This window comes from Cyclobacterium sp. SOCE241 (genome assembly GCF_056867545.1).
Genome location: NZ_CP149779.1, coordinates 365,367 through 380,364 on the forward strand (window position 1 = coordinate 365,367; position 14,998 = coordinate 380,364).

Sequence of the window (14,998 nt, forward strand, 5' to 3'; positions counted from 1 at the left end):
TATAAAAAATAATTCAATAGAAAGCATTGTTTTATTGAGAAAAAAATAATTAATGTTTTATTTTCAATTATAACCTTTAGGAAAAAAAATTAGGCCAAACCCTCGGTAAACTAAATTCAGGTAATATGCATTTTTTCTGGACAATTTTAGCAGGTGGTACTTCTGGTTTCTCTCTTAATTAGTATGAAAAGGATGCAAAAAAATCGCATTTTGTTTCAATTAATTATTATTTATGGCTATTATTCTGTTCACCCAAACCTCATTTTAATTCAATATGACAAAACGAAGAGAGTTTATAAAGAAAACAGCCTTAGGTTCAGCCGGGGTTACTATAGGAGCAATGGCCTTTAGCGCAAAAAGTTATGGATCCATTATAGGTTCAAATGATCGGATTCACTTAGCCCAAATCGGTATAAGAAATCAAGGGACTGTTCATATAGACAATTACTGCAATATTAAAGATAGCCATAATGTAACGCTAAATGTACTTTGTGATACCGATGAAAACTTATTTGATGCCAAAGCAAAATTGTGAGTGAAAAGACAGGGGTGAAGCCCAAATTGGAATGGGATCTGCGTAAAGTGTTAGATAATGAGGAAATAGATGCTGTTTCTATTGCTACACCTAATCACTGGCATGCTTTGGCTTCCATCTGGGCGATGCAGGCAGGCAAGCATGTGTATGTAGAAAAACCGGCTTCTCATAATATCTGGGAGGGAAGGAAGATGATTCAGGCCGCTCAGAAAACCGGCTTAACAGTGCAGGTAGGACTAACAAACCGGTCTTACAATAACGTAAGGGAAGCCATACAGTTTTTGCATGAGGGTGGAATTGGTAAAGTTTATATGGCCAGGGCACTTACTTTTAAATTACGAAATTCATACGGTACTGCTGAAAATAGCAGGCCGCCTGAAGGTTTTCATTATGACCAGTGGCTGGGTCCTGCACTTTACCGCCCATACAATGATAAAAGAAGTCATTACAATTGGCATTGGTACTGGGATACGGGAAATGGTGACTCAGGAAATACTGGAACACATCAATTAGATATTGCCCGATGGGGACTTCAGAAAAACGAACATCCTGAAACCATTTATTCCATGGGAGGTATCTATGGTTTTAACTTAGATGATTGTCTACCTGAAAATTGTACTCCGGGTACCAGAGTTTATGGGGATGTAAACACTTATGGGCATGATAAATCAGCTCAAGAAACGCCCAATATTCAAACTGGGCTATTTAAATATGCTGACGGAACCATGTTAGAATATGAAGCTCGTGGTAGATATACCAACCATGAAGGAAGTGGTGGCCAAGAAGTCGGCAACTTGTTTTATGGTGAGGATGGGTGGTTAGAAATCAGCGGTAACTCCTGGAGGGCCTTCCATCATCGGGAAACACAACCATTTGCTAGTTCTAAAGCGAATGGAGAACAAACTGCCACACTTTATTCCAATTTTATTGAGACCATTCGTTCCGGTGACCATAAAATGCTACAATGTGACATGCATGAAGGATTTTACTCTACAGCCTTGCCATTGTTGGCCAATATTTCTTACCGGGTAAAACGTGAACTAAAGTTTATGGGAGATTATGAGCGATTTGCCAATGACTCGGAAGCTGATACCATGCTTTCTAGGATATATAGGGAACCTTATGTGGTCCCAGATAAAGTTTAAATTGAAGATTTATGATCTTTTTTTAGTCTTAAGCCATCATCCATTTTGATGGTTTTTTGACAATAATTAATGGTATGTATCTCTAAATTTTTATAATTGAATTCGAAATTCTTGTGTTGTTTTTATATCGCCGAATTTCGTTACATTGCCTAAAAAGATAACCATGAAACTTTTCAAATGTGGCCATTGCCGGCAGCTGACTTTTTTGAAAATACCCATTGTAGCCATTGTCAGTCCTCATTGGGTTTTGACCCTATTGGTATGGACCTGCTGGCTCTCCAAGAATCCAATGGCCATTTTATAACAAAAGATGAAGACAAAGTTGCCTTTCGCTTTTGCGAAAACAATAAGCTAGACGCTTGCAACTGGTTGGTTCCGTATGCCTCAAAAGATCGTTTTTGCAGGGCTTGTTCGCTAAATAGGGTTATACCGGATTTGGTTAATCCTGCTTATAAGAAAAGGTGGATAAAAATCGAACAAGCCAAACACAGGCTGGTATATGCTTTATTGCGTTGGAATCTCCCTTTTTCCGTGGGAAGAATCTTCAGGGAAAGGATTGGGCTTTGAGTTTAAAGCCAGCCAACAGCAAGAAAATGTGTTGACAGGTCATGCTTCCGGTATTATTACCATGAACATAGCAGAGGCTGATGATGTAGAGCGCGCCATGGCTAGAAAACAAATGGACGAAGTCTACAGGACCGTTTTGGGACATTTCAGACATGAAATCGGTCATTATTATTGGGAGGTATTGATCGCGGAATCGGATTGGTTGGAAAGATTCCGTTCTCTTTTGGGGACGAAAGGAGATCTTATCCGGAGGCCTTGGAATCTCACTACCGCAATGGCCCTCCTGAAAATTGGCAGGAGAATTTTATTTCTTCTTATGCCAGTGCACACCCATGGGAAGATTGGGCAGAATCATGGGCGCATTACCTGCATATAGTGGATACTTTAGAGACGGCTTATGCATTTGGATTGGCTATTAACCCCAAATTAACAGGGATTCCTGATATTGTTTCCACCCAATTTACCGTGGATGCCTATGGTTATGTTGATTTTTCACAACTCCTCAATCAATGGACTTCTTTGACTTTGGCTTTGAATAGCCTTAATAGAAGTATGGGACTTCCGGATACCTATCCTTTTGTCATTTCAACCCCAGTTAGCAAAAAACTGGCATTTATTCATGAACTTATCAATAGAAATATGAAACAAGAATAATATATGTTCTAGCTAGTTTAGAAGTTCAGGAAAAATCGGAATTATCTATTGAATTATTAATGTCTTATTCTAATTTAATTTTGAAATAATAAATAAAGACCATAAATATAAAGTGATACATCAATAAACAATGACCATGAGATACCTTAAAATATTTGTTATTAGCCTTATTTTTTCCTGGTTAAGTTGCGAAGAAGGATTGACTCAAGATAGTTATTCTTTTGAAATTCTGGGAAAGTTAAAAACCTATTCTGCCAGTGAAATAGAATCTTCCAGGTGGTCTATAGGAGGTGAAACCCTGGATCGGGATTATGCAGATTACCATGCGTATAAAGAATACCTTGGTCCTTCGGGAGCTAAGCGTATCCGTCTGCAAGGCGGATGGGCAAAATCTGAACAGGTGAAAGGGGTTTATGATTTTGAATGGTTGGATAAGATAATTGATGATGCATTGTCACAAGATGTTCAACCCTGGCTGCAGGTTTCCTATGGTAATCCCATTTATCCAGGTGGTGGAGAGGCGGCTTTAGCTGGGGGCATTCCTACCTCAGAAGAGGCATTGGAAGCTTGGGATCAGTGGGTAGAAGCCATGGTAAATCGGTATAAAGAGAAGGTCAAGGAATGGGAAATTTGGAATGAGCCGGATATAAGTAAAAAGATGACCGCTGAGGAGTTTGCAGCTTTTCATGTTCGTACTGGAGATATCATAAAAAGCATCCAACCAGATGCCAAAATTATTGCCCTAGGCCTTGCAGGGTTGAGTAGGACCGAATATGTAAAGTCAATTCTGGATATTTTAAAGTCCAAAAACAAATTGGATCAATTTGATGTGCTTTCTTTTCATGGTTACAATTCGGTGCCGGAGAGATCCTATTCGGCAGTGGCTAAATTAAGAAAAATTGTCAACTCCTTTAATCCAGAAATTGAACTTTGGCAAGGGGAAAACGGTGCGCCAAGTACTCCCAAAGGCCAATCTGTTGGGGCGATGACCAAATATGACTGGTCTGAAACTTCTCAAGCCAAATGGGTCCTGAGAAGGATGCTTGGTGACATGGGCCACGGTGTAGATGTTACCAGTATATTTCAGATTTCAGACATGCAGTATGCCAAGGGAGACCATTTTGCAGGACTCAATTCTAAAGGCCTCCTGAAAGTGGCCCCGGATGGAAGTATAGAAAGACCCAAATTATCCTATAAAGCCTTCCAAAATACGGTGAGTGTTTTTTCAGGAAAAATTAGTAAAATCGAAGAAGCTGAAGTTGAAAAAGAAATTAAGGATTTGATGGTTTTTTCTTACACTAAGAAAGGTGTAAAGGGGGCAGCCATCACCTTATGGATAGGGGGAGTGAAACCTGAAGATAGTATGGATACACAATTTGTGAGCTTTACCATAACACATACCAAAATAATAAAACCGGTTTTCCTCAACCTTATGGATGGAACCGTTTATTCCCTCGATGAAGACAATTACATTAGAAATGGTAAAGTATTATCCTTACAAAATATACCCATTGGTGATTGGCCTGTGGTAATTTTAGATGAAGATTGGCTGGAATTAGTTAATAATTAGTGTGTTAATTCCTTTTTATATAGGGTTGGACCCAATACTTCTGTTGCTTAATCCAAAATGAAATCTTTATTTTTTTGTCACTATTCATAAAAAATGCCAGGTTTCATAGGGAACTTATGAATTTTCTTAACAGACGTTCTGTTAATAACCTCTTCGAGGATTTTATTTCTTGGCACCTAGGCTTCATAAATCCCATTTGCCGTTCAGGGAAATTACCTTTAATATACATGAAACATTTCCTTCCGGCCCTTAGATTAAATTGGTTGTACCACCTTCTTTTAAATCAATGTCCATTCCTCTTTTATTTGTTTTCCAAGCACCTGAGGTAAAGTCAGGAACCTTCATCGTCTTTCCTTGTTGGGCCACTGATTGTTCACTCAAAGGAGTTACTGCTGTCCACAATGCTGCATCATACACATCCATTTCCAAAGGCAATCCATTTCTAAGACAATCAATCAATCGCCAATCACTGGCCGTTACTCTTTCGTAAGATCTGCTTCCCTTGATTCCTCCAGCTTGTGAAACTTTCTCCTGGAAGGTTTTCGTCATCTTTGGTGTGTATTTCTCTACAAGTGCTTTAAATTCACTTTCTTCCATATAATCCTCACTAATCGCAATTCTAGGTGGGCGGGCTTCATAGATGCCTTTGGAGCCACTGATCAGTTGGAATCTGGAACCAGGTCTAGGCGAGCTTATGTCGTGTTGCAACATGATGGTTCTCCCTTTAAAAGTACGTATCAGGGTAGTATTCATGTTCCCACGGAATTTAAGCCCATCATAAGGTTCGAAATAAGGGTCTTTTTCAGCCAGCTTTTTCATTTTAGGAGCCATGGTAAAATCACCACTGGAAATGGAAACCAAATATTCCATTTGATCTCCGTAATTGAGATCCATCATCTGAGCAGCTGGTCCCAGACCATGTTGCGGGTAAAGATTGCCATTCCTGCCTACATTTTCTTTTAAGCGCCAAGGTCGGTAGCCGAACCAATTGTCTTCATCTCTTTCCCACCTGTCTGGGCCATTTACCCTGTCATGAACATAATTACCCTCTCCATGAATCAATTCGCCAAAAAAGCCATCTCTTGCCATGTTTAAAACGGTAGCTGCCATGCCGTCGTGACATGAGCCACATCCCATAAAGCAATGCTTTTTTGTCCTTTCTGAAGTTTCTACCACCTGCCAGCATTCCTCAAGCGAAATACCTACAGGCAATTCAGTATAAACATGCTTGTCTCTTTCCATGGCATAGACTGCTATGGGAGCATGAAACTTCCATGGAGTTGCAATGTAAATCAAGTCTATGTCATTACGGTCACAAAGGGCTTTGTAAGCTTCTTCTCCATCTGTATAGGTTTCAGGATGATGCCCAAAACCTTCTATCGTTTTAAGTGCTTTATCAATGTTTCCAGGTAGAATATCACATAAAGCGATTATATCCACGTTTGCTATACTTGCAAAACGGTTTAATGTTCCTGAACCCCGGCTTCCAACTCCAATAAAACCCATCCGTACCCTGTCCAATTTTGGTGCAGCATAACCATGCATGTTAAAAGACTGCTTGTGTAACTGCTTCTTTTGGGTTTCAGCTTGAGACCTGCTGGCGCCTACAACAATGCCAGCACCAGCCATACCGGCAACTTTGATAAATTCTCTGCGGTTATTTTTCATTTTTCAAGATCTTTTGTGGTCAAAATAAGTTGTAAAAATTGGAATGGTAAAGAGGATTCCTTCTTTCAATGAAATTTCTGTATATGCAGTAATCTCTTTACTATATAGTCAATACAAGAGAAATAATGAAAGAATATTCTAAAAATAGTAACGGAAACGTTATCGGAGCTTCGGTGAAAAATAAAAAAGCCCGACTTGAATATTAGAACGAATTTCAGGGCTTAGGAAATTAAGCGTTCATCAAGTAAACCTATAAATGAACGCTGACTTCTATTGAGGCAGTACTTAATAAAATAAGGAAAATTGAATTACTTGATGGAGTTAATTAGTAGGTGACTTTCTAAGTCAAACTAGTATTCTGATACAATTGATACATGGCCAGGCAGGCTTCCCTCGAAGTACTTCGGATTCCTTTTCCCTTTTGTTATACAACCAAGAGTCTGCGTTTAGATTTAAGTCCCCTGATTTATTGAGTGATTGAGTAAGTTTCTTAATGGTAGAAATTGATACGGTTTCAACAGACTTGCTCGGTTTGCCGGCAGAAAGATCTTTTGGCATATTGGGCATGTTTCGTAGAATACTTAGCCATAGGTTATAGTCTTGGTAGGATAGTTTTTCCTTTGTTCTGGCCAAATAGGAATTAAAAATCCTTTGGTACCCCAAAACTGTACCGCGTCAAAAGCTTTATCAGCCCTGTCTATGTCCTTAAAGTAAGTTAGGATTTGATGGTTCTTAATTAAAATGTCCTGGAGTTGTAGCACAGGTACATCCTTAATTTCTACCTGCAATTTTCTGGATAGGTGGGCAGCGATACCTGCTACCTGACCAATTCCCATCCATAAAGGTTCCATTCTTACGGTAGAATATGCTACATGGGTAGTGGATGCCGCCACCGGAACAATCAATCCCAGGACTTTTTCAGGAACCAGAATCCTGTAGGGAATCTGGTAAGGAGATATTTCATACATCCCAATATAGCCTTCCAATACTTTATTGTCCTTTGATGGAACCTTGGAAACAGGAAAGCTATCTATTGGAAATTCACCTGTAATAATGGTGTCTTCAAAAACTGTTGTTCTTTGAGCATCCCCATTTAGGGTGACATCATTTTCTGTGAGGGTATATTTTCCTTTTAGTCGCCTGGCCTCACGGATATACAATTGCCAAGGGAAGTGTTCATTGTCCGTAAATTCATCCTTGGGTAGGTGGTATTTTTTGGCAAGATTTCTTTGTTCTTCCGGAATTTCCGGATCATTCTGAACAAAGTAAATCAAGCCTAGGGTCAGTTCTCTATGCCTCTGGAATATTCTTTCTCGAGCAGCCCAGTCGGATTCAGGATAAACGTAATTTTCTCCCACAAATGGGAATCCCAATGGTCTTGGATTGATGTTGACATCATACTTTCGATTTGGTATTTCGGTGAAAGAAAAGACCCGGACCATTGTATCAAAGTGGTCTGCATAATATCCATGTCCTTCTTTGAATACCTTGGGAGCACTTAGTCTCCCTTCCTCTAAATCCTTGAAATAAGCTACATAATTGCTTCTGTCATAGCCATGAGGAGGATCAGTAAGTACATAGCTGTTTTCCGGGTCATCTGTCATGCAAAGCCGATAAGTATAGGCAGGCAACCTGCTATCTTCTTTACCACTACCTCCTTCTAAAAATGCTTTTTCATTGAAATCAAAGAATATATGGCCGGCATGTGCTTCATTAAATTCCTCTTTTCCTTCCCTTCCCAAGCGATAAGCTGCCCCTGCAAGTGCAAAAACATCCCCTTCGTAAGTGGCATCTACAAATGCTTCAGCTTTAAGGAATTTGTTCTCACCGGTTTTTCTATCTTTAAATCCAAGCTTGGTGATTTTCCCGGATTCTAATTCAGCCTCTTCCAATTGATAATTGAACAAGAGCTTTATATTCTTCTCCGCAGCTATCATTTGGTTGAATACAAGTTCGGCAACTGACGGTTCATAATAATAGCCTTCCTTGCAAAGCTTGATGTTATTGGAATTTTCTCCATATTTATCAATATAGTATTGCAGAACTTTTTCTGTAAATTCCTTAAAAAGTCCAGCTATGGCTTCTTTATTTTCTATATCACTTTTGCCTAATCCACTTGTGGTCATGCCACCTAAGTGGGAATGGTATTCGGTAAGGATTACTTTAGAGCCCATTCTTGCCGCAGCAATTGCAGCCATTATTCCTGCAGGAGTACCACCCACCACTGCAATATCAGTTATATCCTCTAGATTAGAGTCTGCTATCTTACCCATACAAGAAGCAGACAACCCACTTCCTGTAATTAGGGTACCTAATGCACTTATTCTTATAAAGTTTCTTCTTTTCATTATTTAGGAGTTTTGGATAACCTATTTTTAAATTAATAGGGGGGTGCCAATTTTTAATTTGCTATTTTAAAGTAGGCATTTCCAGTTTGTCCAAATCTGATATTTTGATCTTTAATACTTCGATTTTTTGCTTAGCCGATCCCGCAAATGCAACAAGCAAGTGTCCTTTATGCTCAATTACATGGGGGTAATCAATATGACGCCCACCGGTGAGGTAACCCATTTTTGTAAATACCATTCCATCCTCACTAATGGACAAGGCAAGTGGATCTCTTCTTTTGGGGTGTGGGTTGGATACCAATACATACCTGCCATCACTTAACCTTAAACCATTAAATTTTGATCGGGCATCAGGGAAGTTAGTTCGAACTGGATTGCTCCAAGTCCTTCCATTGTCTATAGAAAATGCCCTGTAGAGGTAGCCGCTTTTTCTATTGTCTCTAAAAGTGCCATCAGGTTTTTTCCGTCAGGCAAAACCCACCAATAAGGTTCTTCAGGGTCCATATCTGCGGTGGAGCCCATTACCGGATAAGATTCCCATTGGTCAAAGTTTTTTGTCCCGCCGAGCAGAAATTCAATGCCACTTTCCTTATAATCATATGCTCTTCTAGACATCAGCCAATCTCCGGATGGGAGCAGTTTTGGCGGAAAATTATTAATTGCATTTTTATAAACAAGTCCCTTTTCTTCCCAAGAATTGGAAGTTTTGTTCCAATTAAAAGCCCTTAATTCCAAACTTGGACCAAAAAAACCAGCCGCTTCGTCTAGGGAAGCTAATGCGAGAAGTTCTCCGTCCCTTATCCAGAAGCCACGTGATATCCAACGCATTCCTTTTTCGGTCCGGGTATTGTAATGGGTTGATTCGGGACCGGAACCTTCAGGGTAATGCGTAAGGAAATCTGGTTCGGTCCAGTTAAGCCCATCAGGACTGGTAGCGTATTTTACTACCTGACCAACTCGGTCCTCAACCCCCGGTCCATCACTCCACATTAGCCAGTATTTGTTATCGTAAAATGTAAGATAAGAATGCTGATTAACCCCTCCACTGCCTTTCGCCTCATCAAAACTATTATGCTCATTTCCGTAAGTTACATCACTTACTACAGCATGTTGGGAGGGGATTTTGGAAGATTATCAAAATCAATGTCATGCGGATGCCCAAACCAATCGCCGGTTAACATTAAATTGCAGTCGGGATTAATTGCCGGATCCGGATAATCTTCGATTGAGGTTTGTTCTTTATTTTGCGTGCAACTGATAAGTTGTGAAAACAATAGTGCGGTAAATAGTAGTCCTAGGGCTGATGATTTTGTGATGGTGTTCATTCGTTTGATGGGCAAAAATTATTGTTTGTTAATTGATACTAATAACTCAATAGATTAGGTTTATTATAGGGTTATCCCATATCTATTGAATGTTAATCGTACAAAATAGCCAATTTATTTTTATTAGACTTGTATAATTGTTTTACTGGTAATAATAAGTGCAAAAACTTGAATTTCTTGGCTTAAAATCCTAGAAAGCAAAGTGGGTATAAATGAAATTATTACATTTATAGAGGAAGGTTTACCTGCAACAATGGCATGGGTTTTTCTAGGCTATTTTTATAGAAGCTTTCTCTAAACCCACTGCTCAATCAAAATCTAGGTTGGGACTTAGTAGGGGTTAATTTAAATTAAATTAGTAAATCAGTGAGGCAATGGTTTTTAAGTTAATGCTTCATTGTTATTTAAATTCAATTTAGCAAAATATGATTAGGTTAAAACAACCATTTCTCATCCTCCTCTTATCACTAATTATTCCCTTTAATGGGTTTTCCCAGTCAGGAAAAAGTAATGCCCTTAAGATAGGCTGGGCCTCTGCGGATATAACACCTGATATGCCTGTACTAGTAGCAGGGCAATTTTATGCCAGACTTTCCGAAGGGGTAATGGATCCTGTTACAGCTACCATCCTGGCGATTGAGTCAGGGGAAGGCGCGAATGCTGAGAAAACCATTTGGATAAGTTGTGACTTGGTAGGGATAAGTGATGGAATGAGGACTACAGCCAATTTACGGGATGAAATAAGAAACAGGGTTATCAAAGCAATTCCTGCTATTAGGCCTGAACAAATAATTGTTAATGCTACCCATACCCATGCGGCACCCTACGTAGCATCTACAGCTGCTGTAGAAGACATTTATGGGGTAAGCTTGGAACACATGACAGATGGCAAGCCAGCAATGTCCCCTGCAAATTATATACCCTTTGCAGCAGACAAAATAGCTGATGGAGTAATTAGTGCTTGGGAAAATAGGAAACCCGGAGGAATGAGCCTTGGACTTGGACATGCTGTTGTGGGATTAAATAGACTTCAGGCCCTCAAACATGGCAAATCTAGGATGTATGGCAATACCAATTCACCTGAATTTAGTCATATAGAAGGACATGAAGACCATAGCTTAAACCTGATGTATTTCTGGGATATGAATAAGCAATTGACCGGTGTTATTATCAATATAGCCTCACCTTCACAAGTAAGTGAACATTCTTACAAATTGTCAGCAGACTTTTGGCATGACACCAAAGTGGCTTTAAGAAAAAGTTTAGGTAAATCAGTATATGTTTTGGCACAAGCCAGTGCAGCAGGTGACCAATCTCCTCATGTAATGGTCGGCTCCAAGGCCGAAGAACGGATGCAACATCTCCTAGGCTATGATGAAGAGGGGACAGGCAGAGGAAGTCTTGGTCAACGCAAGCAAATTGCCAAGCGAATAGCTGATGAAGTCATCGATCTATTTCCAGTCATGAAGGCCAATATAGAATGGTCCCCTGAGTTCAAACATGAAATGAAATTGGTGCCACTTTCCAGACGTCTCCTTAGCAAAGAGGATGTAGCGGAGGCCACTAAGGAGGCTAAAACCTGGCAGGCAGAATATGAAAAATTAAAAGCTGAGCTGCGGGACAATCCATCCATAATAAAAACCCCAAGATGGTACAAAGACATTACCATTAGTTACAGCAAACTCAGAAGAGGTTTGGTGGTGTCTGAAAGGTATGAATTGGAAAAAGTCCAGCCTAAAATGCCCATAGAAGTTCATGTAGTAAGGATTGGTGATGCTGTTTTTGCTACAAATCCATTTGAGTTATACCTTGATTATGGGATGCAAATGAAGGCTCAGAGCCCAGCCATTCAAACTTTTATTGTACAACTAACAGGATCAGGTTCTTATTTACCCACCAAGCGTTCCATCGAAGGAGGTGCTTATGGTGCTGTTCCGGCGAGCACACTTATAGGCCCTAAAGGAGGGGATGAATTGGTAGCTGAAACGCTGTCGATTATTAATACCATGTGGTAAGCTTATCCTTACCACTTTAATCAGAAAAGTTTCAGCCATGGATATAAACTACGGCTTCATATAAAAACGGACCTGATAAATAAAATAAATCATTAATTTATCATTATGGAAAAACAAACGCATAACGATTTTCGAGTTTCAAAATTTAAGAAAAACCTATTTTTAGCCATCTCATTCTTCACAGTTTTTACTGCTTTCCAGTTACTACCAAATAGCGTTTTTGGTCAGGATTTGTACGTCGGTGCAGCCACTGTTGACATTACCCCGAAGCTACCTGTAGCTGTAGATGGTCAGATGACAGTCCGTATTGCAAAAGTTGCTGAAACACCATTGACAGCAAATGTTATTGTTTTGGAATCAAAGGGGGGACCACGACAGTATTGGTATCCTGTGATATGGTAACCATACCCACAGAATTAAAAGAAATGATCCAAAATCAGGTGAAAAAAAGCCTGCCTGGTTTAGATACCAAAAAATTATAATAAACGCCACCCATACCCACACTGGAGGCGTTGTGAGAGACAATCGATACAATATTCCTGAAGGAGTTACACAGGTAAAGGATTATTTGAAATTTGTATCAGATAAGGTGGCTAAAACCATTGTTACTGCTTACAATAAGCGTGAAAGAGGTAGTGTTTCTTGGGGCATTAGTCATGCAAAAGTAGCCTACAATAGAAGAGCCGTATATGAAGATGGTACAGCTAAAATGTATGGGCGTACATATGAAGCAAATTTCATTAAAGTCGAAGGCTTTGAAGATCAGGCCATTCAATCTTTGTTTTTTGGAACCAAAAAGGTGAATTTGTAGCGACTTGTATCAATGTACCAAGTCCGGCGCAAATAGTGGAAAATAGGTCTACAGTAAATGCCGACTACTGGCATCCTGTTCGAAAAGGCCTTAAGGAAAAATATGGCCAGCAATTGGTAGTGGCAGGATGGATAGGTGCCGCAGGTGACCAAACGCCTAGACCTAGATATGATGAATTTGCAGAGTGGAGGATGATCGCTTTGCGCAATGAAAAAAGAGTCCTGATTTTGCTGAACATTCTGGTGATGTAAATTTCAGAAATGAATACCACCTAAATGAGATCGCAGGAAGAATTATACGTGCAGTAGGTGAAACTTATGAAACGGTAAAGATTGACAAGCATGATGCTCCTGTTATGAAGCATGAGGTGAACAATATTGAGCTTCCAATGCGCTTGGTGACCGAAACAGAATACAAACATGCGCTAAAAATGAGGGCCGAGGACATGAAAGATCCTGAGAGCGCTCAAATATTCAGCCGTAGAATTGTCTGGTACAGTAAAGTAGTAGACCGTTATGAAATTCAGAAATCAAATCCACAACCTATGTATCCGGTAGAGCTTCATGCTTTGCGAATTGGTGATGTTGTGGTATGTACCAATCCATTTGAACTATTTACTGAATATGGTATTCAAATGAAAGCAAGAAGCAATGCCATGCAGACCTTTGTGCTTCAATTGGTGGGGCCAGGTAATTACCTACCGACCAAAGAAGCCGTTCGTGGTGGTCATTATTCTGCAATTGTGGAGAGCAACGAAGTAGGTCCTGAAGGAGGACAGATTTTGGTGAACTGGTCTGTAGCAATGATCAATAAGCTTTGGCCGGATTAATCTGGAAAATGATTGGTATTTATAAGCTTCAAATTTGAATTGCAGTAAAATGGTAAAGAAAATTTTTAATAAAATTACAACAGTCACTTGCTTAACCTTTTTCTAGTTGCTCCTGTTGTGGCCTCACAACTATATATAGGGGCTAGAACGGTAGACATTACACCAGAATTGCCTGTTGCCGTTACAGGTCAATTCCATCTTAGGATTGCTGAAGTAGCGGAAACCCCTTTGGCAGCAACAGTATTGGTAATGGAGACCAGAGGAAGCTCAGGAGATCTTGCCATCATCGTTTCATGTGATGCCCTGTATATCCCTACTGATTTGGTTTTACTTGTGAGGCAAAGGGTGAAAAAGCAATTGCCGGAAATAGACGAAAACAAAATTTTCCTCAATGCTACCCATACGCACACAGCACCTGTTTTAGCACTAGAGGGGGAATATTTGATTCCTAAAACAGGGGTTACCCAGGTCAAGGATTATCGCAAATTCTTTGTGGATAAAGTAAGTACTGCTATTGTTGAAGCTTGGAACGGTAGGGCTCCAGGATCTGTGGCTTGGGGAATGGGCTATGCTGTGGCAGGTTATAATAGACGAATTGTTTATTCCGATGGTACTTCCGGCATGAGTAGTAAAACCAATTTACCTGAATTTAGAAGTTTTGAAGGTTCAGAGGACCACAATGTCAATACATTATTTTTTGGGATGAAAAGGGTAAGCTAGTATCCATGGTTGTAGGGGTAGCAAGTCCTTCTCAGGAAGTGGAAGGCCGCTATGCTGTCAATGCAGATTACTGGCATCCGGTACGAGAAGGCCTTAAGGAAAAATACGGAAAGGATTTGAATGTATTGGGATGGGCCGCTGCTGCAGGTGACATTACGCCCCATATGAGGTACAGAAAAGATGCCGATGACAGGATGCGAAACCTTAGAAACCTAAGTAGAACAGAAGAATTGGCTCGAAGAATAATTCTGGCAGTAGATGAATCTTTTGACGCAGTAGAAGAAGAAAGACATTCAGCACCCTTGTTTGAACATCATGTAGAGGAATTGCCATTGCCTGAGCGTTGGGTCACTGAAAAAACTATTTGGAAGCCAAAGCTTTTGTCAAAAATGCAAACGAACAAATAGCCGAGGATCCCAAGGCAGCGGATGCTCTTTACCGCATGATGAACTGGCAGGAAAGAACGGTGAAACGCTACGAGAAGCAATTGGAAAATCCAAAACAATTGTACCCAATGGACCTTCATGTAATCAGGTTGGGAGACATCGCCATCTGTACCAATGAATTCGAGCTGTTTTCGGATTTTGGCATTCGAATGATTGCCAGAAGCAAAGCTTTGCAAACTTTCGTGATACAGCTTGCCGGAAGCTCAGATTGGGGTTCTTACTTACCCACACAGCGTGCCGTAAACGGTGGGGCTTATAGTGCAATCAATCATAGCAATATAGTAGGCCCCGAAGGAGGACAGGTATTGGTAGACAGGACCGTGGAGGTGATTGATAAATTGTGGAACAAATAAGTTAAATAGTTA

General features: G+C 40.1%; 17 protein-coding genes and 1 pseudogene. 13 read left to right on the forward strand and 5 right to left on the reverse strand.

What is annotated here, in order from left to right:
* The first annotated feature begins 274 nt into the window (after positions 1-274).
* The 5 genes and pseudogenes from WG932_RS01705 to WG932_RS01725 all read left to right on the forward strand — a co-directional run bounded on the left by WG932_RS01705 (position 275) and on the right by WG932_RS01725 (position 4,471).
* Complete coding sequence (locus tag WG932_RS01705) at positions 275-535, forward strand: hypothetical protein (protein ID WP_483086708.1); 261 nt, start codon at positions 275-277, stop codon at positions 533-535.
* A complete protein-coding gene (locus tag WG932_RS01710; RefSeq protein WP_483086709.1) occupies positions 532-1,680 on the forward strand; it encodes a Gfo/Idh/MocA family protein in 1,149 nt (382 codons plus the stop codon). The genes WG932_RS01705 and WG932_RS01710 overlap by 4 nt, the downstream gene beginning before the upstream one ends.
* 177 nt (positions 1,681-1,857) lie before the next feature.
* Positions 1,858-2,247: a zinc-ribbon domain-containing protein gene (locus tag WG932_RS01715; protein WP_483086710.1), complete on the forward strand. Its 390-nt coding sequence runs from the start codon at positions 1,858-1,860 to the stop codon at positions 2,245-2,247.
* Positions 2,180-2,901: pseudogene (locus WG932_RS01720) on the forward strand (zinc-binding metallopeptidase family protein). The gene WG932_RS01715 and the pseudogene WG932_RS01720 overlap by 68 nt, the downstream one beginning before the upstream one ends.
* A gap of 136 nt (positions 2,902-3,037) precedes the next feature.
* Entirely contained in the window at positions 3,038-4,471 is a 1,434-nt protein-coding gene (locus tag WG932_RS01725; protein ID WP_483086711.1) for a GH39 family glycosyl hydrolase, read from the forward strand.
* Positions 4,472-4,720: 249 nt separating this feature from the next.
* On the opposite strand, the gene WG932_RS01730 is transcribed toward WG932_RS01725, so the two are convergent.
* The 5 genes from WG932_RS01730 to WG932_RS01750 all read right to left on the reverse strand — a co-directional run bounded on the left by WG932_RS01730 (position 4,721) and on the right by WG932_RS01750 (position 9,812).
* Positions 4,721-6,139: a Gfo/Idh/MocA family protein gene (locus WG932_RS01730; protein ID WP_483086712.1), complete on the reverse strand. Its 1,419-nt coding sequence runs from the start codon at positions 6,137-6,139 to the stop codon at positions 4,721-4,723.
* Between the two features lie 581 nt (positions 6,140-6,720).
* Positions 6,721-8,487, reverse strand: coding sequence for an FAD-dependent oxidoreductase (locus WG932_RS01735; protein WP_483086713.1), 1,767 nt, complete (start codon positions 8,485-8,487; stop codon positions 6,721-6,723).
* Positions 8,488-8,548: 61 nt separating this feature from the next.
* The gene (locus tag WG932_RS01740) at positions 8,549-8,887 is read right to left on the reverse strand and encodes an exo-alpha-sialidase (protein ID WP_483088549.1); all 339 of its coding nucleotides are present in this window, start codon (positions 8,885-8,887) and stop codon (positions 8,549-8,551) included.
* Positions 8,884-9,477: a hypothetical protein gene (locus WG932_RS01745; RefSeq protein WP_483086714.1), complete on the reverse strand. Its 594-nt coding sequence runs from the start codon at positions 9,475-9,477 to the stop codon at positions 8,884-8,886. Before WG932_RS01745 ends, WG932_RS01740 begins: the two co-directional genes overlap by 4 nt.
* Positions 9,478-9,587: 110 nt before the next feature.
* Positions 9,588-9,812 (reverse strand): hypothetical protein, encoded by a 225-nt coding sequence (locus WG932_RS01750; RefSeq protein ID WP_483086715.1) that lies wholly within the window; start codon positions 9,810-9,812, stop codon positions 9,588-9,590.
* Positions 9,813-10,237: 425 nt separating this feature from the next.
* On the opposite strand from WG932_RS01750, the gene WG932_RS01755 reads away from it, so the two are divergent.
* The 8 genes from WG932_RS01755 (at position 10,238) to WG932_RS01790 (ending at position 14,986) form a co-directional block, all read left to right on the forward strand.
* The gene (locus WG932_RS01755; protein ID WP_483086716.1) at positions 10,238-11,827 is read left to right on the forward strand and encodes a hypothetical protein; all 1,590 of its coding nucleotides are present in this window, start codon (positions 10,238-10,240) and stop codon (positions 11,825-11,827) included.
* A 105-nt stretch (positions 11,828-11,932) separates the two neighbouring features.
* Positions 11,933-12,229, forward strand: a complete 297-nt coding sequence (locus WG932_RS01760) for a hypothetical protein (RefSeq protein WP_483086717.1) — start codon at positions 11,933-11,935, stop codon at positions 12,227-12,229.
* Positions 12,230-12,341: 112 nt separating this feature from the next.
* Positions 12,342-12,638: a hypothetical protein gene (locus WG932_RS01765; protein ID WP_483086718.1), complete on the forward strand. Its 297-nt coding sequence runs from the start codon at positions 12,342-12,344 to the stop codon at positions 12,636-12,638.
* Between the two features lie 35 nt (positions 12,639-12,673).
* Positions 12,674-12,889, forward strand: coding sequence for a hypothetical protein (locus WG932_RS01770; RefSeq protein ID WP_483086719.1), 216 nt, complete (start codon positions 12,674-12,676; stop codon positions 12,887-12,889).
* Positions 12,890-12,993: 104 nt separating this feature from the next.
* Positions 12,994-13,467 (forward strand): hypothetical protein, encoded by a 474-nt coding sequence (locus tag WG932_RS01775; protein WP_483086720.1) that lies wholly within the window; start codon positions 12,994-12,996, stop codon positions 13,465-13,467.
* Between the two features lie 117 nt (positions 13,468-13,584).
* Positions 13,585-14,187 carry a hypothetical protein gene (locus WG932_RS01780; RefSeq protein ID WP_483086721.1) on the forward strand — a complete coding sequence of 201 codons (603 nt, stop codon included), beginning with the start codon at positions 13,585-13,587 and terminating at the stop codon, positions 14,185-14,187.
* Positions 14,188-14,192: 5 nt separating this feature from the next.
* Complete coding sequence (locus tag WG932_RS01785) at positions 14,193-14,594, forward strand: hypothetical protein (protein ID WP_483086722.1); 402 nt, start codon at positions 14,193-14,195, stop codon at positions 14,592-14,594.
* Complete coding sequence (locus WG932_RS01790) at positions 14,552-14,986, forward strand: hypothetical protein (protein WP_483086723.1); 435 nt, start codon at positions 14,552-14,554, stop codon at positions 14,984-14,986. The genes WG932_RS01785 and WG932_RS01790 overlap by 43 nt, the downstream gene beginning before the upstream one ends.
* Positions 14,987-14,998: the final 12 nt, after the last annotated feature.

Coding starts and splice junctions, on each gene's coding strand:
- WG932_RS01715 (WP_483086710.1), top strand. CDS start 1,858: ATGTGGCCATTGCCGGCAGCTGACTTTTTTGAAAATACCCATTGTAGC.
- WG932_RS01755 (WP_483086716.1), top strand. CDS start 10,238: ATGATTAGGTTAAAACAACCATTTCTCATCCTCCTCTTATCACTAATT.
- WG932_RS01760 (WP_483086717.1), top strand. CDS start 11,933: ATGGAAAAACAAACGCATAACGATTTTCGAGTTTCAAAATTTAAGAAA.
- WG932_RS01785 (WP_483086722.1), top strand. CDS start 14,193: ATGGTTGTAGGGGTAGCAAGTCCTTCTCAGGAAGTGGAAGGCCGCTAT.
- WG932_RS01745 (WP_483086714.1), bottom strand. CDS start 9,477: ATGTGGAGTGATGGACCGGGGGTTGAGGACCGAGTTGGTCAGGTAGTA.
- WG932_RS01735 (WP_483086713.1), bottom strand. CDS start 8,487: ATGAAAAGAAGAAACTTTATAAGAATAAGTGCATTAGGTACCCTAATT.
- WG932_RS01725 (WP_483086711.1), top strand. CDS start 3,038: ATGAGATACCTTAAAATATTTGTTATTAGCCTTATTTTTTCCTGGTTA.
- WG932_RS01705 (WP_483086708.1), top strand. CDS start 275: ATGACAAAACGAAGAGAGTTTATAAAGAAAACAGCCTTAGGTTCAGCC.
- WG932_RS01775 (WP_483086720.1), top strand. CDS start 12,994: ATGAAGCATGAGGTGAACAATATTGAGCTTCCAATGCGCTTGGTGACC.
- WG932_RS01750 (WP_483086715.1), bottom strand. CDS start 9,812: ATGAACACCATCACAAAATCATCAGCCCTAGGACTACTATTTACCGCA.
- WG932_RS01730 (WP_483086712.1), bottom strand. CDS start 6,139: ATGAAAAATAACCGCAGAGAATTTATCAAAGTTGCCGGTATGGCTGGT.